19 protein-coding genes are annotated in these 22,045 nt (G+C 56.1%); 8 read left to right on the plus strand and 11 right to left on the minus strand.

Annotation, left to right across the window (positions count from 1 at the left end; all coding sequences use genetic code 11):
• Positions 1–10 precede the first annotated feature (10 nt).
• From GN112_RS31655 to GN112_RS31670, 4 genes are all read left to right on the plus strand, one after another.
• Complete coding sequence (locus GN112_RS31655) at positions 11–1,558, plus strand: sodium:solute symporter family protein (RefSeq protein ID WP_155313795.1); 1,548 nt, start codon at positions 11–13, stop codon at positions 1,556–1,558.
• Between the two features lie 134 nt (positions 1,559–1,692).
• Positions 1,693–3,252: a benzoate-CoA ligase family protein gene (locus tag GN112_RS31660; RefSeq protein ID WP_155313796.1), complete on the plus strand. Its 1,560-nt coding sequence runs from the start codon at positions 1,693–1,695 to the stop codon at positions 3,250–3,252.
• Between the two features lie 90 nt (positions 3,253–3,342).
• Complete coding sequence (locus tag GN112_RS31665; protein ID WP_231717189.1) at positions 3,343–3,981, plus strand: cysteine hydrolase family protein; 639 nt, start codon at positions 3,343–3,345, stop codon at positions 3,979–3,981.
• A 422-nt stretch (positions 3,982–4,403) separates the two neighbouring features.
• Positions 4,404–4,607: a hypothetical protein gene (locus GN112_RS31670; RefSeq protein ID WP_155313797.1), complete on the plus strand. Its 204-nt coding sequence runs from the start codon at positions 4,404–4,406 to the stop codon at positions 4,605–4,607.
• A 97-nt stretch (positions 4,608–4,704) separates the two neighbouring features.
• On the opposite strand, the gene GN112_RS31675 is transcribed toward GN112_RS31670, so the two are convergent.
• The 10 genes from GN112_RS31675 to GN112_RS31720 form a co-directional block, all read right to left on the minus strand.
• Complete coding sequence (locus GN112_RS31675) at positions 4,705–5,895, minus strand: thiolase family protein (protein WP_155313798.1); 1,191 nt, start codon at positions 5,893–5,895, stop codon at positions 4,705–4,707.
• A gap of 239 nt (positions 5,896–6,134) precedes the next feature.
• Positions 6,135–6,740: an acetate uptake transporter family protein gene (locus tag GN112_RS31680; RefSeq protein ID WP_155313799.1), complete on the minus strand. Its 606-nt coding sequence runs from the start codon at positions 6,738–6,740 to the stop codon at positions 6,135–6,137.
• Between the two features lie 36 nt (positions 6,741–6,776).
• Positions 6,777–8,282, minus strand: coding sequence for a long-chain-fatty-acid--CoA ligase (locus GN112_RS31685; RefSeq protein WP_155313800.1), 1,506 nt, complete (start codon positions 8,280–8,282; stop codon positions 6,777–6,779).
• A gap of 295 nt (positions 8,283–8,577) precedes the next feature.
• Complete coding sequence (locus tag GN112_RS31690) at positions 8,578–10,212, minus strand: class I adenylate-forming enzyme family protein (protein WP_155313801.1); 1,635 nt, start codon at positions 10,210–10,212, stop codon at positions 8,578–8,580.
• Positions 10,213–10,344: 132 nt separating this feature from the next.
• A complete protein-coding gene (locus GN112_RS31695) occupies positions 10,345–11,121 on the minus strand; it encodes an ABC transporter ATP-binding protein (RefSeq protein ID WP_155313802.1) in 777 nt (258 codons plus the stop codon).
• Between the two features lie 60 nt (positions 11,122–11,181).
• Positions 11,182–11,973, minus strand: coding sequence for an ABC transporter ATP-binding protein (locus GN112_RS31700; RefSeq protein ID WP_155313803.1), 792 nt, complete (start codon positions 11,971–11,973; stop codon positions 11,182–11,184).
• A complete protein-coding gene (locus GN112_RS31705; protein ID WP_197743443.1) occupies positions 11,970–12,986 on the minus strand; it encodes a branched-chain amino acid ABC transporter permease in 1,017 nt (338 codons plus the stop codon). Before GN112_RS31705 ends, GN112_RS31700 begins: the two co-directional genes overlap by 4 nt.
• Positions 12,983–13,855 (minus strand): branched-chain amino acid ABC transporter permease, encoded by an 873-nt coding sequence (locus GN112_RS31710; RefSeq protein ID WP_155313805.1) that lies wholly within the window; start codon positions 13,853–13,855, stop codon positions 12,983–12,985. Before GN112_RS31710 ends, GN112_RS31705 begins: the two co-directional genes overlap by 4 nt.
• A 1-nt stretch (position 13,856) precedes the next feature.
• A complete protein-coding gene (locus GN112_RS31715) occupies positions 13,857–15,176 on the minus strand; it encodes an ABC transporter substrate-binding protein (protein WP_197743444.1) in 1,320 nt (439 codons plus the stop codon).
• Between the two features lie 266 nt (positions 15,177–15,442).
• Entirely contained in the window at positions 15,443–16,783 is a 1,341-nt protein-coding gene (locus GN112_RS31720) for an ABC transporter substrate-binding protein (protein ID WP_162459210.1), read from the minus strand.
• Positions 16,784–16,957: 174 nt separating this feature from the next.
• Between GN112_RS31720 and GN112_RS31725 the strand changes: the two genes are divergently transcribed.
• The 4 genes from GN112_RS31725 to GN112_RS31740 all read left to right on the plus strand — a co-directional run bounded on the left by GN112_RS31725 (position 16,958) and on the right by GN112_RS31740 (position 21,364).
• On the plus strand, positions 16,958–18,826 hold the full coding sequence (locus GN112_RS31725) for a cache domain-containing protein (RefSeq protein ID WP_155313807.1): 1,869 nt from the start codon (positions 16,958–16,960) through the stop codon (positions 18,824–18,826).
• Complete coding sequence (locus GN112_RS31730; protein WP_162459211.1) at positions 18,798–20,180, plus strand: sigma-54-dependent transcriptional regulator; 1,383 nt, start codon at positions 18,798–18,800, stop codon at positions 20,178–20,180. The genes GN112_RS31725 and GN112_RS31730 overlap by 29 nt, the downstream gene beginning before the upstream one ends.
• 382 nt (positions 20,181–20,562) lie before the next feature.
• Complete coding sequence (locus GN112_RS31735; RefSeq protein ID WP_162459212.1) at positions 20,563–20,934, plus strand: PEP-CTERM sorting domain-containing protein; 372 nt, start codon at positions 20,563–20,565, stop codon at positions 20,932–20,934.
• Between the two features lie 61 nt (positions 20,935–20,995).
• Positions 20,996–21,364 (plus strand): hypothetical protein, encoded by a 369-nt coding sequence (locus GN112_RS31740; protein ID WP_155313810.1) that lies wholly within the window; start codon positions 20,996–20,998, stop codon positions 21,362–21,364.
• On the opposite strand, the gene lexA is transcribed toward GN112_RS31740, so the two are convergent.
• A complete protein-coding gene (lexA, locus tag GN112_RS31745) occupies positions 21,361–21,984 on the minus strand; it encodes a transcriptional repressor LexA (RefSeq protein ID WP_162459213.1) in 624 nt (207 codons plus the stop codon). The genes GN112_RS31740 and lexA overlap by 4 nt on opposite strands.
• Positions 21,985–22,045 lie beyond the last annotated feature (61 nt).

The following is a 22,045-nucleotide window of genomic DNA, read 5'->3' on the forward strand; positions in this document are numbered from 1 at the left end:
GGAGTACGCCATGTTTGCCATCAGTGTGATTACCGCAATTTGTTTGGTTTCCGTGTTTGTCGGTTACCTGGCCTTCCGCCGTGGATTTACCCGTACGCCGGATGACTATTTTGTGGCCGGTTCCAGCCTCGGCTACTTTGTTTTGATTTTCAGCCTGCTGGCCTCGTTTCTGAGTGCCTTTTCCATGTTCGGCATGTCCAGCCTGGGCTACCGGACCGGCTTCGGCGCCCTGTTTGTCCTTACGGTCAACCTCGTTCCCTTAGGCTTCCTTTGGTATTACATGCATCGCAAGACCTTTGTGCTGGGGCGTGCGCGCGGCTGGATGTCCATGGGCGGTCCCTTTGGGGAGAGATACGGCAACGGTATGCGCGCCGTGATTCCGGTGGTAGTGCTGCTGGCCTCGATTCCCTATCTGGTCGCCCAGGTCCAGGGCATCGGGCTCATGGTGGAAGCGCTTAGCGAAAAAGCCATTCCCTACCATATGGGATTGTTCTTCGTGCCGATCTTCATCTCCTTCTACCTGATCATGGGCGGCATGAAGGGCGCCGCCTGGGTCAACACGATCCAGGGTGTCTTTTTCTCGATCATGGTGTTTGTGCTCTTTTTTGCCGTCATGGCCAAAAACGGCGGCTTCGTGCCGACCATGCAATTGGTATTCGATTCCCATCCAGATCTGTTTCAGTTGGGGGCCAAGGGGGGAAAACTGTGGAGCTACCCCATGGTATTCGGATTTGCCGCTGCCATGTGTCTGGGGTGTGTCTGTTTTCCCCAGCCATACATGCACGCCTACTCAAGCCGCACGGTCAAAGGGTTTAAAACCATGTTGCTGAGTTTCGGCGGTATCTGCCTGATCATCATCACCATGCCGACCCTGATCGGTATCGCTGCCACGGTCATCGTCCCCGGTCTCAAAGGCGTGCAGGCCGACAAGGTATACGGCATCGTGGCCTCCCAAACCCTGCCCGACCTGCTGGCGGCCCTGGCCGTGGCCGGCGGGTTCACCGCCGCCATGTCCACGGTCAACGGCCTGGTCTTCGGCAATGCCACCAACCTGGCCAACGACCTGCTCAAACTGATGGTTCCCAATGTCGATCAGAAAGGTCTGGTCAATGCCGCGCGCTGGTCGGTGGCCGGCATCATGGCCATCTGTGTGGTCATTTCCTGGAATCCGAACACGCCGGTGGCCGAATTGTCCGTGCTTGCCTTCGGTACCGTTGCCGTGACCATCTTTCCGCTGTGGGGGGCCTATTTCTGGAAACGGGCCACCGCCAGCGGCGCCTTGGCCAGCACCATCATCGGCCTGGGTATGAACATTGTCTTTTTTATCTGGGGCGGCAAAAAAATGGTCCTGTTTCCCAGCGACAAACTGTTTCAGCTGAACGGCTTCCTGGCTGCCTTTATCGTTGCCGGAGTGGTTTTCTTCGTCGTCTGCCTGTTGACCAAACCCGGCAAGGTCGAGCAGAAAAGCCTGGCCCTGTTTTTTCATCCTGCCCTGGATGGAAAACTGGGGGGCAACGCCAAGCAGGAAAGCTCCGATCGCGAGTGGGTGAAGGCCTGACGCCTAGTTCAGCCGTTGATGGAAAGAAAAAACCGATTTTTAAAATAATAAATACTTATTTCCGGAGGGCATGGCGGAAATGAACAAAAAGCCTCATCGCCGACCCTGCCTCCGGGCCAGAAAGGAGTTCTCTGATGGATTTTACGTTGAACCTGCCAGAACAATTCAATGCTGCCGATTATTTTGTGGATCGCAATATCCGCGAGGGACGTGCCGACAAGGTGGCCGTTCTCTGCGAGGATCGCCAACTGACATACGGCCAGGTCCAGGCGGGAATGAACCGGGTGGGAAACGGGCTGCGGTCCCTGGGCGTGCGCATGGAGGAACGGGTGGCCTTGCTGCTGCTCGATACCGAAGTCTATCCTCAGGCCTTCTTCGGTTCCATTAAAATCGGTGCCGTGCCGATCTGCATCAATACCCTGATGCGTCCCAAGGACTATGCCTATTTTCTCAATGACAGCCGGGCGCGGGTGCTGATGGTGGATCAGAGCCTGCTGGGGATCATTAACGGCGTCCGTTCGAAACTCAACTTCCTCGAACATGTGATCGTGGTCGGTGGCACGGCCGACGAGACCGATCTGGTCTTCGATACCTGGGTTGCCGGTCATTCCGACGCGCTGGAAGCGGCGCCGACCACGCCGGACGATGCCTGCTTCTGGCTTTACAGTTCCGGTTCCACAGGTTTGCCCAAAGGCACCGTACACCTCCATCACGATATGGTTTACGCTACGGAAACCTACGGCAAACAGGTACTGAAAGTGAAGGAGACGGACGTTTGCTTTTCCGCGGCCAAGCTGTTTTTTGCCTACGGGTTGGGCAATGGCCTTTACTTCCCATTCAGCGCGGGCGCAACAACGGTTTATCACCCGGGGCGGCCGACCCCCGACGCCATGTACAGCACCATTGCCAAGCACCGCCCGACCATTTATTATGCCGTACCCACCCTGTTCGGCAGCATGTTGGTTCAGGATGGCGCACTGGACGGGGTGCGCATCTGTGTCTCGGCGGGTGAAGCCCTGCCTGCGGAGATCCTGAAGCGTTGGAAAGAGCGTTTCGGTGTCGGGATCATGGACGGCATCGGTTCGACGGAAATTTCGCATATTTTCATCTCCAACCGGGAAGACGACATGCGTGCCGGTTCCACGGGTAAACTGGTCCCCGGATACGAGGCCCGCATCGTGGACGATGACTTAAACGACGTTGCCGAAGGCGATGTCGGCACCCTGCTGATCAAAGGCGACAGTATTGCCGCCTATTACTGGAACAAACACGAAAAGACCAAAAAAACCATGCTGGGTGACTGGATCAATACCGATGACAAATTTTTCCGTGATGAAGATGGTTACTTTTTTTATGTCGGACGTTCCAACGATATGCTCAAGGTCGGCGGCATCTGGGTGTCTCCCATCGAAGTGGAGGCCTGTATCATGGAGCACGCCAGTGTTCTGGAATGCGCCGTGGTGGGGGCGCCGGACAAGGAGAATCTTATCAAACCCAAAGCTTATGTGGTCCTTAAGGATAATTTCGAGCCCGGCGAGGAGCTTTCCAAGGAGATTAAGGAATATGTGAAGAAGGCGTTGGCCCACTACAAGTATCCCCGCTGGATCGAGTTTGTTGACGAACTTCCCAAAACGGCGACTGGAAAAATCAAGCGCTTTATGTTAAAGGACCAAGCCACGCAGACAGCAGCATAACCGAACGGTCCGATCAATATCCATTAACTGCAGCTTTTTTGTCTCCGGACGATGTGAACCGTTTTGGTTTGCGTTGTCCGGAGCATTTTTGTGTCGGTGCATGGCGGGCAAACCGCCTGCGCCGATATCGCAAAAAGAAAAATGGGAAAAAAAGAGATGCGTGAAAAACCGGCACTGCTGATTATCGACATGGTAAAGGATACCTTTGACGACGCCCATCCGCTCCCGATCACCCCGTTCGGGCGGCAGATCATTGAACCCATCAACGGGCTGATTCGCGGATTTCGCAAACAGGCCTGGCCCGTCGTTTTTTCGACCGATGCCTTTCATGAAGACGATTTTATCTTCAAAGGCCGCATGAAACCGCACTCCCTGGCCGGCACGCAAGGGGCCGAGGTGATCGATGAACTGGATCGTCAGCCCGAGGATCTCTGGCTGCCGAAGCCTCGTTTTTCCGCCTTTTTCGGGACAACGCTGGATGAATGGCTGAAAGCGCGTGGGGTTACCTTGTGTGCCGTGGCCGGGCTGGCGACCAATTTCTGTGTGCTGACCACGGTCATGGATGCCCTGTGCCACGATTTCAAGGCCGTTTTTCTTGAAGACTGCACGGCCACCTGGTCTGAAGAGGTCCACCAGCAGGTGCTCAACAATTATCGTCGCAACCCGTTGGATCCGCTCCTGCGCGTACTCAGCGCCCAGCAGTTGGTTGACACCCTTGGGATGGATTAGGGAGCAACCAAAAAAAAACCACCATTTTAATCCGCGTCTGCCCTTGTGTTTTCCTTTGCAGATCGCATCAACCCGGAAAACGGTCAATTGGGCCGGGGACAAATCGTTGTGTCCCGGTGATCGCGCTTGGGCCAAGCGCCGGCCATCCCATATGGTTCGGTCGTTTGGTCTTATTTAATAAACTGAATTTCAATCAAAATTCACTCTCCCATCATAATATATTTTTCAGAAGCATGATCGGGATCATAGACGGAAAGAGGCGTTTGACGTAAAACTCATTCATCCAGGGGCACCATGCTCGATAGCGTCTTCAAAGATTCACCCGGAATGGCGTGATCACGGTAGCTCTGCCCCGGTAGGAACGCAAAGGCCAAACGATTTATCGATCTTTAGAATAAAACTTAAAAAAAAAGGAGTGTGAAATGGAGTCGAACATCGATCTGCATGAAATGGATGCAATGGTGCGAAGGATCCAGCTCGCGGCTGAACGCCTGAATCGTCTCGGTGAAAAGTTTCCCACTTTGGCCAAAAATTCGCTTCATGTTCTGACCAGCGCGAAAACGTTGGAGCTTAATATTGGCGACCTGCTCCATCTGAATGACGCCAAGGGCGCGAAAGTCGCCTGATCCCACCACTATTTCCGATCGCAAATAAAAAAGGGGGAGATCACCGGACCGTTTGACACGGATGGGCGATCTCCCCCCTTTTTGGTTTTTTCGACAATCAACCGACTTTCAGAATCAGTGCCGCACCCGTATCGCCGGCTGCGCAACCGGTAAACATCACGTAGCCGCCGCCAAGCATCACGGCTTCCTCGATGCCTTCGATGATGCAACGGCCAGCCGTGGGCGCCTGGGGATGGCCAAACACCATTGAACTGCCATAGTTGTTGAAACCGTTGACGTCGATCTTCATCTCATTGGCCATGTAAATATCGTTGGCCGAGAAGGGGTTGTGGGTCTTGATCACTTTCATCTCCCCGACGGACAGACCGGCTTTGTTCAGGGCCATCTGGGCGGCGGGCACGGGGGCCATGGCCATATGGGCTTTTTTGACCCGGGAGTAACCGTAGGAGATCACTTGGATCTCGATGGCCGGCTGGGTGCTCAGGGATTTGGCTTTTTCGCGACCGGTGACCACGATGGCGCAGTTTCCGTCCGCCGGATGGGTCTGGGCGCCAAAGGTGTGTACGCCACCCGGCAGCACGGGTCTCAGCCCAGCCAGCCCTTCCTTGGTGCTCTTGGTGATGCCCTCGTCGGCATCCAGGGTGATGGTTTTCTTCTTGGAAATTTTCACTTCCACCGGAAACATGTAGCGTTTCTGGAAGGCCCGGTCGTCCTTTAACGAGTCGGTATACTGCTCATAGCGCCGCAGGGCCACCGCATCACACTCTTCACGGGTAACGCCGGCCATGGCGGATACGTTTTCGGCCGTCTGAATCATTGCCGTACCGCCCCAGGGATCCAGATTGAAATGCTCCATCACCCAGTCTTCCGATACCACCTGGCCGCCGGGGCCGCCCGGATTGGGCCAGATGCTGTGAGGGCCGTTTGAGCAACGGTCGGTAAACAGGTTGTAGACATTCTCGCAAAATCCGTTTTCAATGGCCATGGAGGCCTGATAAACGCCGGTGGTGGACGTCGAGCAGGCTTGACTGATAAGCACCCCCGGGCTGTCCTCGGCACCGATCAGGGCGGCGGACCAGGGTCCCCCATAGAAAATCTTGGGCTGTCCGATGGTGACCCCGAGAATGACGTAGTCAAACATCTTGGGATCCCAGCCTTTGCTTTCGATCCAGCGCTTGGAGGTTTGCGCGCCGAGGGTAATGGCGTTTTCGCCCTGAAGGCTGCCCTGCCATCTGGAAAAAGGCGTGCTGTAATAACCGCCGTATGGGATGTAAGCTTTTGTAAACATCGTACAAATCCTCCTCTATTGGGATGAATAAAAATCCGAACAAGGCACTCACGCCAGGGTCGGGCAGACAATCTATAGCATTCACGATAATGTTTTTGGGCTACGTTATCGGTCGTCGCGGTACGTTTTATACAGCTTCCTCCCTCTGGCCTTGCCAAAAACATTATCATAAAAGCTATATCAAAGAAGATGTTGCCGGTTTGCCCGCCCTTTGGCGGTAAACCGGCAACGCTTAAGGCTCAGTTGACCACGACAAGCGGTTTGCCAACAGGGAAAACCGTTTTCTTGAAGGTGGTGTTGATGATGTTCGCCGTTGCCAGATAAATACCGAAAATACCGACCATCAGAATGCAGTATGCGGCAAACTGTGCGGCCATGGCGGGGGGCAGGATGCTTCTGAACTTCAGCATGACCAGAAACCAGAGCGCCGCATCGGCAAAAATCAGAGCAACGAAAAAGACCGGCGATCCCACTAGATAAGCCGGGGTGAACAGGGAGAGGACAATGGCGAGTACCAACCAGGCGTATGGGTCACTGGCCATGGCAAAGTGGATGCCTTTGGCGTGACAGATGAATTCGGCAAGGTTGATCAAGGCGGTCACTAACATGAAAAAACTGCTGAAAAGAAGCATAACGTTGCCAGCCGCCAGGCTCTTGTCCTTCAATTCGATGATAGCGGCCACAAATTGACAGACAAACCCGCCGAAAAGCCAACAGGCCACCGCCAGACGGCTTTCTTCACCGATACGACCTGTCAACAGACCAAAGAAGATAAAACAGGCAATCGCCAGGGCGCCCAGGGCCTGGGGCGCAGGGCTGGCAAAACTGTGAGATTCGTTAGACATTTTGTGTTCTCCTGTTATTGAAAGAATGACGTTCCATTAAGCGATGGGTTTCGATTCGGCTCTGAGCTCACGCTTGAGAATTTTACCGGTCGCACTTTTGGGCAGTTCATCAATAATGAGAACACGGCTGGGAACCTTGTAGGCGGCCATGTTTTCACGGCAATAGGCGATAATTTCTTCCGGTGTTGCTTTTTTATCATCTTTCAGGACGATGGATGCACAAACCGCCTCGCCTTTTTCCGGATGGGGAATGCCGTAAACGGCCAACTCTTTGATTGCCGGATGACGGTACAGGTACTGTTCGACTTCCGCCGGCCAGATCTTGAACCCGGCGGCATTGATCATGTCCTTGACGCGGTCGACAATGAAAACATACCCGTCTTCGTCCTTTTTGCCGATGTCACCGGAATGCAGCCAGCCGTTGCGCAGGGTACGTTCCGATTCGTCAGGCCGGTTCCAGTAGCCTTTCATTACCCCCGGCCCTTTGATGCAGATTTCTCCCCATTGGCCGGGAGGCACATCGTCGTCAAACTCATCTTTGATTTTGATCTCGACATTTTCTACCGGCGTTCCGATACTGCCGAATTTGTGATGGTAGTTGTGGTTGTAACAGGCAAAGGGGGAGGATTCGGTGAGCCCGTAACCTTCGTGAATCTGGCGGCCGAAACGTTCTTTCCAGCGCAGGAAAATCTCCTGGGGCAAGGTGGCTGCGGCGGAGAAATCATAGCGGATAGAAGAGATGTCATAGTCGGAAAGATCCATATTCAACAGGTTGATGAAGATGGTCGGTACGGCAAAAAACATAGTAACCCGATTTTTGGCAATGGATTGCAGCACCGCGTCGGGCACAAACCGCCGGAACAGAACCAGGGTCGAACAGGTGTTGAAGGTCCCGTTCATGATGAAGTTCTGACCGAAGACATGGAATATCGGCAGGAACAGGGCCATCCGGTCGTCGGCAGTAAAACCGGCATGATGAGCGGCACTGAAGGAATTGGATACCACGTTGCCGTGGGTCAACATGGCCCCCTTGGGGAAGCCCGTGGTCCCGGAGGTGTAGAGAATAACGGCAACTTCGTCACGATCCGGATCGCTGCTCGCCATGGACTCGGATCCGTCCTGGATCCATTCATTGATGGTCGGATTCCCCTGGGCATCGCCCTCGCAGACCAATACATGTTTCAGATCGGGGTAGTCGTCCTTTTTGACATTCGGAAGTAGTTCGTCTACCGTGCAAAGCAGAATGGAACCCGAATCGTTGAGAATGTATTTGAGTTCTCCCGATTTGAGCATCGGATTAACGGAAACGGCGACGGCCCCGATTTTCAGTGTGGCGATGTAGCAGATAATGAATTCGGGAACGTTCGGCAGGTAGAGGGCGACACGATCCCCTTTTCCGACACCCTGTTTGGTCATCGTGGACGCAAGCCGGGTGGCCTGGCTGTTCAGTTCGCCGTAGGAAATGTTCCGGCCTTCGAAAATGATGGCGGCCTTCTCCGGAAAGATCTTTGCTGCTTGTTCGACATTCTGGGTTACATTCATTGGATACCTCCGTGGGTTGATAAACGTTAACCGCTTTACTTTTTGGACATCATGCGGAACAAACAAAAAGATATTCACGAAGTGGCGATAATGTAGCTTTTTTGATCGTTCTCTGTCAATATCTTTTTGTGGGTCAACAACAGCTGAAAATACTTAAAAACTAATAGATTAGATATATATCTGCGTAATCCATTCTGGTGAATTCAAATCGCCGCACACCATCCATCGGTTGTGGCGGGCTGCAGGAACTGATTGCCGTTTAATGTGCCGTTTCCCCCTGTAGAATTACTTTCATTTATGCTTCCGCTCTTTGGCGTTCTTCTTCACGAACCTCTCTTCGCAGCAATTTTCCCAGTTTTGATTTTGGCAGCATGTCACGAAATTCGATGTACTGGGGAACCTTGTGGGGCAACAGTCTTTTTCGGCACCACTTGATCAGTTCATATCCGGTGATGCCCTTGATATCACTTTTCAGGACCACACACGCCTTGATCCGTTCGCCAACCGTTTTGTCCTCAACACCCACCACGCAGGTGGCGACGACCGCCGGATGTTCCTGGAGCACCGCCTCGATTTCCGATGCCGACACCTGGTGGCCATCGTGATTGATGGTATCGGTGGTGCGGTCGACAAAAAAAAGGTTGCCATGGTTGTCCATGCGCATGACATCCGAGGTGCGATACCAGGTTAATCCATCCAGATCGATGAACGCCTCTCGGGTTTGCTTGGCATTGTCCACATAAGCGGTGGGCATGTTCTCAGAGTGGACCAGAAGTTCTCCTGGCTCACCGGCTTTCACCGGATCCAAAAAGATCGGGTCAACGATTTTGACCTTTTTCGAGCTCACGACATGGCCGACGCTGTTGGCTGGAAACGGCCGATCCACCGGGCACATGGCCACCCCACCGCATGTCTCCGTGCATCCGTACCCCTGGTGGATTATTTTTCCGAAACGGGATTCCCAGCGCCGGTTCAGTTCTAGCGGAAGGACATCCCCGGCACTGAACCAATAGTCGACCGAAGTCAGGTTGTACTGGTCAAGCCGTTCATGCTCCAGCATCATCCGGTAAAAGGAGGGCACTGCGATCAGGGCGCGGACCTTGAACCGTGCGATGGCATCAAACGTGGCGTCGAGATTGACGCTGGGTTGAATTAGCAAAGTCCCGCCGACGAGCAGGATTGCCAGTCCGCAGGTTTGGCCAAGAATATGGAAAAGCGGGGAATGGCAAAGAACGATGTTCTCACGGCTGGGAATCAGCGGACGGCTGGTACGGATCTGCTCCCGCGCCGAAACCAGAAAATGGCGGTGACTGATCGGAACGCCCTTGGAAGATTGCGTGGTTCCGCCCGTGTACAGCATTTCCGCCGTTTTCAGCGGGTCGATTGGCAGTTCCGGAAGTTGAGACGTTATTCCATTATGCAACAACTTCCGGAAATGGTAAGTTTTGCCATCCCATGCGACCCGGCCTCGCGGAATCATATTGAAAAACCAGCCAAAGGTGCGTTTGTACCCGGGCAGCATATCGGCCATACGGGCGACAACCACATTTTCCACAAGACTTTCGGACATCACCCGCTGAACATATCCGAAATTGGTATCTGCGCAGACGATCATCGATGCTCCGCTGTTGTCTACGATATGGGCCAAGTCATGGGGAAGATAGATGGGGCTGACCGGCACACAAACCCCGCCCGCCCGCAGAATTCCAAGCCAGCTGACAATCCAGTGAACCGAATTGGGCAGATAGATCACCACCTTTTCACCGGGACGAACCCCCAGGGCGATCAACGCCCCGGCAAGGCGCTCAGCCGCCACTCTCACCTCGGAATAACTGAAGCGGCTTCCCAGATAGATCACGGCACTGTGCGACGGGCAGCTTCGGGCCATGCGTTCAAAGGCGGCGTAAATATTGTCGGTGTGCACCGGCATCAATGGGCAATCCCTGAAATGGTTGATGTTACCTGGGTCCCAGAATCAGATCGGGAACGAACGGGGTCAGCCAGGGGACAAAGGCCAATACGAAAAGGGCCGCGATATAAATGAGCGGATGCGCTGAGCGTCTTAATTTTGTCCATCCACTCCATCCTCAGCCAGCCTGCCGAAATAAGCGGCATGGATCTCCGGATTGCCGATCAGTTCCGCCCCGGTACCACTGAAGGTCAGCATCCCGTTTTCGAGAACATACCCACGATCGATAATCGGCAGAACCGGTTGGGCAAACTGCTCACAGATCAGTACCGTGATGCCGGAAAACTGTTTCAATTCAACCACCGCCTGCATGACTGTCGCTTGCATGTGTGGACTCAGTCCCAAAAGCGGCTCATCCAAAAGGAGCAGGGCGGGCCTTGCCACCAGTGCCATGGCAATGGCCAGCATTTGCTGTTCGCCACCGCTGAGGAATCCGGCCACGCGTCGTTTCAATGCCTTCAGGGCCGGGAACAATCTGAAGATATACGCCAGGCTGTTGCTGATTTCACTTCGTTTGCGCAGGTAGCCGGCAATCTTCAGGTTTTCCAGGACACTGCTTTCCTGGAAAATGGGGTGGCGTTCCCGTGAGAGCACAATTCCGTTCAGCACGCGCTGACGCGGTGTCCAATCGATGATATCCTCGCCCTTGAAATAAATGTGGCCATAGGTGGAAATGCGCTTACCGCCGCGGCGTTGTGAATTGATGCGCATGTCGTTGACCAGACCGGCCACCGCGTTGAGCAGGGTTGTCTTGCCGGCGCTGTTGGAGCCGATCACCGCAACCACCTCTCCCTGCTGGACGGTCAGATTGAGGCCGTTGAGGGCCAGTGCGTTTTCAAAAAAAACCATGAGATTTTCAATTTCCAGCATCGCTACGGCCTGCCTGAATACCCCTTTAACGGTGAGTCGCTACCGTCAGGGCCGTTTTTGTCAATCGTCTGAGATGCCGTTCCCTGGCCTGGGCAGCGATTCACAATCGGCACCCAGATAGGCGTTTTGCACCGTCTGGTCGGCCATCACCGCCGGGCACCGGCCGTCGGCGATTTTGCGGCCATTGTCCATGACGATGACCCGGTCGGCGATCTTGAAAAGTTCTTTCAGGCGGTGCTCGATCATGATAATGGCTTTGCCCTGCTGGCGCAGTTTCTCGATGATGGGGGTGAGGCTGGTGACCTCGGCCAGGCTCAGTCCCGAAAAGAGTTCGTCGAGTATGATCAGCCGGGGCCGCAGGGCGATGGCCTTGGCCAACTCAAGGCGTTTGAGATAGCCCTGGGGCAGCCCCCCGGCATCCTGATAAGCCACCCGGGCGTCCCGCTCAAAGCCCACCTCTTCGAGAAGATCCAGGGCGACGGCACTGCGGTTGCCACATCGGCCTCCCAGAAAACCGGTGACCCGGGGGGAGTACAGGCTCACGATCATATTCTTGTAGGCCGGCAGCCGGTAAAAGGGGCGCACCATCTGGAACGTCCGGGCGATACCCAGGCGCACGATTTTATGCGCCGGCAGATGGTGGATGGGCCGCCCCATGAAATGGACGCTACCGGCAGAGGGTCTGACGAATCGGGTAATCAGGTTGGCCAGGGTGGTTTTGCCCGACCCGTTGGGGCCGATCACGCCCAGGATTTCGTTTTCCTGCAACCGGAAACTGACCGTATCGACGGCCCGGATTCCCCCGAATGACTTGCTCAGGTCCGTTACTTGCAATACCGGCCGGCCTGTCATCGTTCCACCGCCACCCACCGCTCGGACTGGTGATACTTGCGTTGAATGAATTGAAAGAGTCCCCCGGGCCAGGTGATGATGAAAAGCACCATCAGGAGACTGTAGAATACCACCCGCAAGCTGCCGGCCCCTCGTAAAATTTCCGAGAGCGGCACCAGGATCAGCGCACCCAGTACGGCACCGGCCAGGCTGCCCTGCCCTCCCACCACTGCGGCGGCGATGGGTAGAATCGAGTAGTCCAGGGCAAACCCGCTCATTCCCGCGAACATGCTGACATGGGTCATGAACGCACCCGCGAAAGCGCCCGTGGTACCGGCCATCAGCAGTACCTGGGCCTTGAACCAGTAGATGTTCAGACCGGCGCTGATGACCGTGCGGTCATTGTCGCGGATGGCCCTGATCACCAGTCCATAGTCGGAGCCGAGCAGACGCTGGAAACCGAACATGGCCACCAGCAGCATGCCGGTGGCCAGATAACTTTCCAGACGGACCGAGGGCAGAGGAACGATGCCGCTGAGTCCGTCGGTACCACCGAAAAGGCGCGTGGCTTCGATCACCCGTACGAGCATCAGGGGGATGATCAGGGTAACCATGGAAAAGTAGATCCCCCGCAGGCGCAGGACCGGCAACAGCATCAACGTACAGATCAGGCCGCCCAGTAGGCTGGCGACCGGCAGGGTGATGGCCACCGGAAGATGCCAGTAGTGGTTCATGGCACCGGTAAGATAGGCGCCCATGCCGAAAAAGAGCGACTGCCCGAGCGAGATGATTCCGCTTTGGGCCAGGATATCCCAACTGATGGCCAGAAGACCGTAGACGGCAACGGCCAAAAGGACTTTCTGCCAGTAAGGGTCCAGGATCAGGGGCAGCAGAAGAAAACCCAGCGCCGGCATCACTCGAGGGGCGGCCAGGTAGAGCATTTCCCGCCATGAGGTGAGCACGAATACATCCTCAGCGCGGGCCTTGATGCCCCGATCGATTCTTTCCCGGCGTCTGATAACGGAGGTGTTCAAATTCGCTCCTGCAGGGCTTTCTGTTTGCCGAACAGGCCCGATGGATGGATTACCAGGACCAGCAGGATCGCCGCCAGGCTGATGACCATGGTCCATTGGGAGCCGATGAACGCATCGGTGAAGCGTTCGGTAAAACCGATGATCAAGCTGGCCAGGATGAGGCCCGGGGTGCTGCCCAGGCCACCGATGATACACACGGCCAGGGCCTTGATGAGCACATCGTAGCCCTCATCGGGCGATATGCATCCCAACGGGACGATCAGGGTTGCCGCCAATGCCGCCAGTCCGGCGCCCAGGGCCACGGCCAGCATGGCGATGTTATCGGGGTTTATGCCGAAGGTGAGTGCGGTTTGTCTATTCTGCGCAATCCCGCGGAACCCCAGGCCCAATGCCGTGTGGTGGGTGAACCCCCAAAGCAGCAGCACCAGTGTGGCGGCCACCGGAACGATCAGGATGCGCTGCACGTCCACGGGGATTCCGGCGACAACGACACTGCGGTCCAGTATCACCGGCAAGGTGTAGTCGAAGCCGACCAGCCCGGCGTATCGGAGCAACTCTATAATGGCCAGGCCGATGCCAAAGGTAACGATGACCTCGGCGAGGGCCTGGCCGTGAATGCGGATCAGCACCAGTCGGTAGAGGAGTGCCCCTGCGGCGGTGCAGCCCAGTACGGCCACGGCCACAGCCAGGGGGTAGGGCAGACCCAGCCGGTAAATCAGAACCCAGTCGGCGTAGGCGGCCAGCACGTAAAAGGCGCCGTAAGCGAAGTTGGCCACGCGGCTGATTCCAAAGGTAAGGTTGAACCCGAGGGCCGTCAGGACCAGAATGGCACTGTTGATAATGGCGTATAGGATGGTTCCGACGATCAATTCAGGTTCCTTTGACGGTAATGCGGGCCGGCCGGCGGCATGTGTTGACCGGTGCCAGGCCATCCGGCAGTTCGATTTTTCCCTCGGCAATGCGGGGCGGGAAAACGATCCTGCGCCTGCCGTCCGCCTGCCATTGAAAAACAGCCGCCACGGCGGTGGTGTCAGGGGCTCGGCCGTAAACCAGCTGATGTCGGTCATTAAAGCGCATCCGCCCCATCATGCCGCTGCGATCGGTCTGCTCCAGGGCGGCCACGATGGCATCGGCATCCAGCGTGCCGGCCCGGGTGATGGCATCGGCCAGAATAAAGACCGATTCATATGCCGGTGCCGGTCCGTGACCGGCCCGCAGGGGCTTTTCCCAGCGTCGCTGGTAGGCTTTCTGGAACGCCGCCGAGGCAGGCATGGTGGGGGACGCGATGGCACTGCCCAACTCGACATTGCAATTGATCGCCCCGGTGATTTGGCCGTTGAACGTTTTCCACGACGCCGGACCGGCCAGGGGGGAAATAAAACCGGCCAGAAGGGCCGGCACCCGCATCGTGTGCCACTGCTTTACCAGGATGCCGCTTTGGGGCATGTCGAAGATGGGCAGGATCACCTGGGCACCGGTGGCCCGCACTTTCATCAATGTGGATGAAAAATCGCCCGCGCCGGTTGGATAACTGCGTTGATCGACGATTTCCCAACCGGCCTTCTCAAAATAGGTGTTGCGCAGGGCATCGGCTGCGGAACGGGCCCAGGCGACCTCCTGGTTGAGGATGAAAACCCGCTTGAAGCCGAAGGTTCGCTTGATCAGGTCCATGACGCCGGCCAGGTTGTCCACCAGGAATCGGGCGTTGGGGCAGGTTCTGAAAAGATATCGATAGGCGTCCGGACGGGCCTTGATCTTATCCTCGAAGGCGGGTGACATGGCAAGGGTAGCGAGCATGGGTGTTTTGTACCGGGCGATGAGATCCATGGCGGCGATGAGCGTTTCGGAGCGATAGGGGCCCACCAGCAGGGCTGCCGGGCGGGTTTCCAGAATCAGCTTTTCCATGCCCAAAAGCGCCTCGGCGACCGGAACGCCCGGCGCTGCATCGCGAATATCCAGGGGCTCGATAACAAGGGGGCGTTTCTGGGTGCCCACCGTAATTCCCCCCCTGGTATTGATCGCTTCGGCTGCCATCTGCACCGCCCGCAGGCACGCCTTGCCTTCGAGAAAGCCGGTGGCGGTGGGAACACCGACAACGATGGCATCACCCGTCCGGCCCATCGATGGGATCAGGAGGAGCAGGAGAGACAGTACCTGCAACGGTCGGCGGATGTTGATGGGCGTGGGCATGAAGACGGTTTCTCCCCATTATCCTGAAGTCTATAGGCGCGGACAATCGTTGCCGTTTATACGCAAACGCCATGCCGAAGTATTTAACCTGTTGAAAACTAAGGATAAATGTAAAATTCCGGTCGAGATGACCGTTAAATGTGTTTCCTAAAGAAACAGGTCGGGGGGGTCAGATGGGGAGAAAAACCGCTCCGGTTTTAGAAATAGATAATAAATAACGGATGGTTATTTAACATGTTACGAAAGGAAACAGCCCCTTGTCAGTTTCAGGGGGCAGAGGAGGGGGGCAGCAGGATCTCCCCCTCGGCCAGGGACGGGGGATAGACAATCACCCGCTGGCCACGCTCGTTCCACTGAATCAGGCAGGCGACCGCCGCCTCCTCGGGATCGGTGCCGAAAATGACCTGATGACCGATGTTGAAACGCAGCCGTCCCATGGCGCCCATCCGGTCGGCGCCTTCCAGGGCGGCGGTGATCCGCCTTGCATCGAGGCTGCCGGTCGCTGTGATGGCCTGGGCCAGCAGGTAAATGGATTCATAGGTGGGGGCCGGGCCATGGCCGGCTTCGATCTCCCGCTGGTAGCGGTTCTTAAAGGCATTGTAAAATCGCGATGCGGGGGCAACGGTTTGTGAGGGGATGTTGCCCAGTTCAAAGATCATGTTCAGGACTCCGCCAATCCGGCCATTGAAGCGCTTCCATGCACCGGGGCCCATCATCGGCGAAATGAACCCGCACAAAAGACCTGGCGACCGTCGGGCTTTCCATTGCACGACCAACTGACCGCTATGGGGTGTATCGAAAATAGACAGGATCACCTGCGCGTCCTTGCGGGCGGCCTCGGCCAGGGCCACCGAAAAATCGTCGGTTTCGTAGGGGTAGTGCCGCGTCGCCAGAATCTGCCAGCCGGTCGGCTTGAAATAGAGTTTGAGCATCAGCGAGACGGTACTGCGTGCCCAGGCGGCATCCTGACTGATGATGAAGACCCGGCGGAAGCCGTATTGTTGATTCAAGAAGCGCATCGCCGCGATAAGCCCGTCCGCCAGGTAGCGGGTATTCAGGCCGGTTCTGAAAATGGTGCGGTACGTGTCCGGCTGGTGCATGATTTTTGACTCCATGGCCGGCGTCATGGCGATGGTGCTGAGCATGGGGATTTGTCGGCGGGCGATCACATCCATGGCCGGCAGGAGGACTTCCGACCGGAACGGTCCCGCCACCACCGCCATGGACCGGCTGGTGGTTAAGAACGATTCCAGCCGCGCAACGGCATCCTCGACCGTTACATCCGCCTGGGCATCCTTCAGGTCGACGGCTTCAATCTTCAGCCGGACCCGCCGGTTGCCTACCGCCACCCCACCACCCTGATTGATCTCCTCAACCGCCAGGCGGGCCGCCAGCAGACTGTCGCGGCCTTCCAGTGTGGTCAGCGATGTGGCCACTCCGATGACCACCGGGACCTCTCCCTGCACATGGCCGGGCATCGCCATCATCAACAGAAACAGCAGGCCGATTCCCGTGGACAGGCGCCTCCCCAGCCTGCGGCGAACCGGGTAACCATTCTTGTTGGTGGTGTGATCGGAAACCCACCGTCCCGATTCAATCCATGCCAAATGCAAAAATCCAAATGTCAATTGAAGGATCGGATCGATTATAAGCGGGCAGCATACCCCCATTTGGCATTTTTCATTTGACATTTGACATCCGGTGCATGGTTTTCTTATTATTCGTTTTCGGGAATCGCCAGCCTGCCTTTGACAACGGACCGCCCTTTCGGAATACAACCAATGACTGTCCGGCTTTCCATCTCCTCGAAACTGCTGCTGCTGATTCTGCCGTTGATCTGCCTGCCCATTGCCATTACCGGTTATTTCTCCATACACGCCGCCGTGGACCGCGTCAATCGCCTGGTGCGCCATGAACAGGAGGCCAAGGTGGGGGTGGCGGCGGACAAGCTCAATGACATCTTTACCAAACTGCGCATCGATCTGGAGACGATCACCCGTTTGCCGGTGATCGAGGATCATTATATTGCCCGTTCCTTTCGCCTGCGCGCGGAAACCGAGTTCAACGGCGAGACCATTACCCGTCTGTTCAGTGATTTCCTTCAGCGGACGCCTGCTTACCGGCGGATCCGGTACCTGGATGAGACCGGGCGTGAGCTGATCGTGGCAAATGCGGCCGGAGAAAGCGGCGGTACGGAGGCGCCGGGACCACAGGCATACTTTTCAGCCGCACGCCGCCTGCCGCCGGAAGCGGTGTATGTCTCCGATGTGGAAAACCGCGGGGAGCGTGGCCGACCGGTGATGTACTGGTCCAAAGCGGTCTTTTCCGCCATGCACGATTTCACCGGTGTGGTGGTCATCGATCTCGATTTTGACAGCATTCTTCAGATCATCAAAAAGATTCATGTCGGAGAGCGGGGGTATGCCTTCCTCGTTGATCAATCCGGCCGCATTGTGGCCCATCCCCGCTTTGCGCCCTATGCCCTGACAACCGAAAACGATGCCGATCCCAGTTTGAACGCCTTGGTCGATCAAATGACCAGCGGCAAAACGGGATGGGAACGCTATTTCTTTAAGGGTGAGGAGAAGATTGCCGTCTTCGCCCCGATTGCACCCATGGGCTGGTCCATTGCCGTGACCACGCCCACCAGTGAATTCAGGAAGGAGGCCCGGGCCATTCAGACCCGTGTTCTCCAGGTGGTTGCCCTGACGCTGGTTTTTGCCATTTTGGGGGTCAGCCTGCTCTCCTATTTCATGCTGCGGCCGGTGCGCAATCTGGTGGCGGCGACGCGCAAGATTGCCACCGGAGACCTGAACCAGGAGATTCCGGTTTCGTCGAGCGACGAATTGGGGGAACTGACGCGGTCGTTCAACCGGATGGTCAAGAACCTCTCCCGGATCCAGAACGAGCTGGTGCGTTCGGAAAAACTGATCTCCCTGGGGCGGCTTTCCGCCGGCATGGCCCATGAGATCCGCAACCCGCTCAATGCCATGAAAGGGGCCGTGGTGCTGATTCAGCGCAAGCGAGCGGATGATTCCCTGGTCCAGGAGTATACGCAGCTGGTCTCGGAGGAGATCGACCGCCTGAACCTCTTTGTGACCGATTTTCTCTATTTTGCCCGGCAGGCCAAACCCAAACCGGTTCCGGCCGATCTGAACCAGTTGATCCTCTCCGTCGAGCAGCTTTTCACCGAGCAGGCCCAGCGCCAGGCCATCCGGTTCAACAACCGGTTGTCCGAGGGGCTGCCAGAGGTCTTGCTGGACATTCATCAGATTGAGCAGGTCTTGGTCAACCTGCTGATCAATGCCATGGATGCCCTGCCGGAAGGTGGTGATATCACCTTTTCGACATTTTTGGTCAAATCCGACGACGGGTCGCCGGACCGGGTGCGGGTTGAGGTTCGCGACAATGGCGTCGGCATCCCGGAAACCCATTTGCAGGCCATTTTCGATCCCTTTTTCAGCACCAAGGATTCGGGAACCGGCCTCGGACTGCCCCTCAGCCTGGGCATTATCGAAAGCCACGGCGGCAGTCTGGCGATCCGCCCCCGCGAGCAGGTCGGTACCGTGGCCACACTTGAGCTGCCGGTGCATGGCGCAACTTTTTTCAAGGAGCTTTTTAGTGAAACAGAAAACCATTCTGGTGGTTGAAGATCGCGGCAATACCCTCAAGGTGATCGCGGCCATCCTTGAAGACGAGGGCTACCATGTTTTAAGTGCTACCCATGGGCAGGCAGCCCTGGATCTTTATCGGACCCATGCGGAAATCGATGTGGTGCTGTCCGACCTGAAAATGCCGGAAATGGACGGTATGGCTCTGTTCAAGGCGATGCAGGCCATCCGCCGTCCACCGCCTTTCGTGATCATGACCGCTTACGGCACGGTCAAGTCCGCTGTCGGCGCGCTTAAGGAGGGAGTGGCCAACTACCTGATTAAACCACTGGACTATGAGGAGCTGGTGATCGTTCTGGAAAAAGCGGTCCGTGATTACAGCCTCTCCCAGGAGTTGAAAGCCTTGAAGGCGAGCATTGGGCAAAACGACGCCTTCCACGACATGATCGGCAGCGACGAAAAGATGCTTAAAATTTTCGAGCGGGTACGCATGGTAGGCCCCACGGACGTCTCGGTCCTGATATACGGAGAGACCGGTACCGGCAAGGAACTGTTGGCCCGCGCGATTCACCTGGAGAGCAGTCGGCACCGCCTCCCGATGGTCTGCATCAACTCGGCGGCCCTTTCGGAAAACCTGCTGGAGGCAGAGCTGTTCGGGTATGTCAAGGGGTCATTTACCGGCGCGGTTAGCGACCGGCAGGGCCGGTTGGAAAGTGCCCACCAGAGCACACTGTTCCTGGATGAAATTGGCCACATGAGCCTCAAATTGCAGGCCAAGCTGCTGCGCTTCCTGCAGGAGATGAGTTTCGAGCCGGTGGGCGACAGGAACGTCCGGCATGTGGATGTGCGGGTCATTGCCGCCACCAATCTGGACTTGCAGGAGTTGATCCAGCAGGGAAAATTTCTCAAGGATCTGCTCTATCGGCTGGAAGTGGTGCCCATGCGGCTGCCTCCGCTGCGGCAGCGCAGCGGGGATATCTGTCTGCTGGCCGACCATTTTGTCCGGCAGATGGCCCGGCAGTATAACAAACCGGTTGACGGCATCACCCCGGAAGCGCTCAAGTGCATTTCCGCCTACGCCTGGCCCGGCAATGTGCGGCAGCTGAAGAATACCATGGCCCGCTCGGTGATTCTTTCACGGGGGGCATTGTTGACAGAGGCCGACCTGCCGGAGAGCGTCGTCGGTGGCGCTGCCAGCGTTTTCGGATTGGAAAACGACGCAATCTTCCCACCGCTGCCGCCCGAAGGGATTTCCCTGAAAACCATGGAGATCGATTTGATCCGGCGAACCCTCTCCCGGTGCGAAGGCAACAAAAGCCTGGCTGCGCGCCAACTGGGCATATCGAGGAAAACCCTTTACGAAAAAATTCAGCGCTATGATCTGGAGGGATGATCGGTGCGGGCGCTAGGAAAGGCTGTTTTGCCCACAACACGTTTGTTCTATTTTTTATGAAATATATTCCATAATAGGAAGTAAACTTCCCTGAATTTGTGTACTTTTTCGGTTTTGTAACTCTTCTCTTGATTCTATAACAAACTGAAATAAAAGCAGAAAAAAATAAATTGAATTTCCCTTAAAACCTGCACGGTGATTGCATAACCTAGGGCCGTTCCAAACAGTTCCATTTCCATCCATTGCAATTAATCGTTCCGATGGCTTTGGTCGGACCCCTTGCGGTTTCGGAGCAGGAGAGGGAAAGATGCGTCGTATCTCAAAACCACTCGTTTTTTCAGGATGCCTTTTAATTTTCAGCCTTATATTGAGTCTGGGGCCCTTGCTCGATCAGGGCAAGGATACGGGGACAATGGCGATCGAATCTGCCGATGCCGCCGAAACAGCGATCGGATGGTTTCCGGATCGATCGCCAGATGGGGCGGCCACCCGGAACCATGTGGTTAACGGCATTGATTTTGGCAGCCTGTCGTTTGATCCGTTGTTTCCCGCCGGGGTTTTTGCCGAGATGCGCAATTTTAGCGAGTACGGGGGATCTGTGCTCGACCTGGTGCTGGGCATATTTCATCAACCCAACGTGCAGACACTGGAACCCTGTCCGGTTTCTGTTGCCGAACCCGGCTCGCTTATGCTGCTGGGTGCCGGGCTTTGCGGTCTTGCTGGTGTCACCCGTAGAAAATTTTTGAAGAAGTAAATCCAACCTGAATTTGGATTTTCTATCTGTTGGCAGAATTTGGCGGTGCGGTTCTTTTTTATTGGGCATCGAACATCCAGCGCTGAATGATGAGATCTCTTCGCCTCGTCATCCGAAAAAAATCTCTCGCGGAGTCGCAGAACTCACAGAGAGAAACAACAAATTGTGTGGGCTTCGCCCAAAAGGCCAAAAACGGACCCATGCCATCGCTCATTATTTGATTTCCTTCTCAGAAATGAAACATCCTCTGTGTCCTCAAGCGAAGCGGGCGAGAGAGAAGATGGTTTTCAGCCCCCTTCGAGGGGTCTTCATCAAACCACCCGCTCTGCGGGTGGTCGGTGGTTTTGACGTCGGCATGGCCCATGAGTTCCTGGACGACTTCGGATCCGGTATGAATTTGGGCTTGCTTTCCATTATGGGTATATCTTAAACCCCTACCTTCCTAATCACCCCCACATACTTCCCCAAAACGGTCACCTGGCTGCGCTGCGGCCCCTTGAACACCAATGGCGCATAGGCGGCATTGGCCGGTTCCAGGGTCAGACTGCTCCGGTCGAAACGCACGATTTTCAGCGTGGCTTCAGCCAGGAGATTCTGTACCATAACGGCAGCGATCTGCCCGTTTTCGACCCGCTTCTGCGGGCGGATGATCGCCAGGTCGCCGTCCATGATGTGGGCATCGATCATGGAGTCTCCCTTGACGCGCAATCCGAAGCAGCGTTTGCAGCCAAACAGGGCCGGCGATATGGACAGCTCCGCTTCAATGTTTTCGATGGCTTCCATGGGTTGGCCGGCAGCGATCGTTCCGATCAACGGAATGCCGGGGCCGATCACATCCCTGTTGAACCGCCAGGCCCGTTTTTTTCCCGGTTCGGCCACAAGATAGCCCTTGTCCTTAAGAAGGTTCAGGATGCGGTGGATACCGGCCGGTCCGCTCAGCCCGAAATGGGCGCAAATTTCGCGCACCGTGGGGGCCATGCGGTGTTCCTGCTGAAACGCGATGATGTACTCCAGTACGCTTTTTTGTCGTGGCGTGAGATCGGATGTCATGGAATCGCTCCATAATAATGTTGATAAACAGCCGCTGACACACATCAACAGCCTCGCCAAC

It is taken from the genome of Desulfosarcina ovata subsp. ovata (assembly GCF_009689005.1).
GTDB classification, from domain to species: Bacteria; Desulfobacterota; Desulfobacteria; order Desulfobacterales; family Desulfosarcinaceae; genus Desulfosarcina; species Desulfosarcina ovata.

What these genes read in the sequence shown, in the direction of transcription:
- GN112_RS31670 (WP_155313797.1), top strand. Translation starts at nt 4,404, where the DNA reads ATGGAGTCGAACATCGATCTGCATGAAATGGATGCAATGGTGCGAAGG.
- GN112_RS31700 (WP_155313803.1), bottom strand. Translation starts at nt 11,973, where the DNA reads ATGACAGGCCGGCCGGTATTGCAAGTAACGGACCTGAGCAAGTCATTC.
- GN112_RS31695 (WP_155313802.1), bottom strand. Translation starts at nt 11,121, where the DNA reads ATGCTGGAAATTGAAAATCTCATGGTTTTTTTTGAAAACGCACTGGCC.
- GN112_RS31685 (WP_155313800.1), bottom strand. Translation starts at nt 8,282, where the DNA reads ATGAATGTAACCCAGAATGTCGAACAAGCAGCAAAGATCTTTCCGGAG.
- GN112_RS31725 (WP_155313807.1), top strand. Translation starts at nt 16,958, where the DNA reads ATGACTGTCCGGCTTTCCATCTCCTCGAAACTGCTGCTGCTGATTCTG.
- GN112_RS31675 (WP_155313798.1), bottom strand. Translation starts at nt 5,895, where the DNA reads ATGTTTACAAAAGCTTACATCCCATACGGCGGTTATTACAGCACGCCT.
- GN112_RS31655 (WP_155313795.1), top strand. Translation starts at nt 11, where the DNA reads ATGTTTGCCATCAGTGTGATTACCGCAATTTGTTTGGTTTCCGTGTTT.
- lexA (WP_162459213.1), bottom strand. Translation starts at nt 21,984, where the DNA reads ATGACATCCGATCTCACGCCACGACAAAAAAGCGTACTGGAGTACATC.
- GN112_RS31690 (WP_155313801.1), bottom strand. Translation starts at nt 10,212, where the DNA reads ATGCCGGTGCACACCGACAATATTTACGCCGCCTTTGAACGCATGGCC.
- GN112_RS31680 (WP_155313799.1), bottom strand. Translation starts at nt 6,740, where the DNA reads ATGTCTAACGAATCTCACAGTTTTGCCAGCCCTGCGCCCCAGGCCCTG.
- GN112_RS31660 (WP_155313796.1), top strand. Translation starts at nt 1,693, where the DNA reads ATGGATTTTACGTTGAACCTGCCAGAACAATTCAATGCTGCCGATTAT.
- GN112_RS31715 (WP_197743444.1), bottom strand. Translation starts at nt 15,176, where the DNA reads ATGCCCACGCCCATCAACATCCGCCGACCGTTGCAGGTACTGTCTCTC.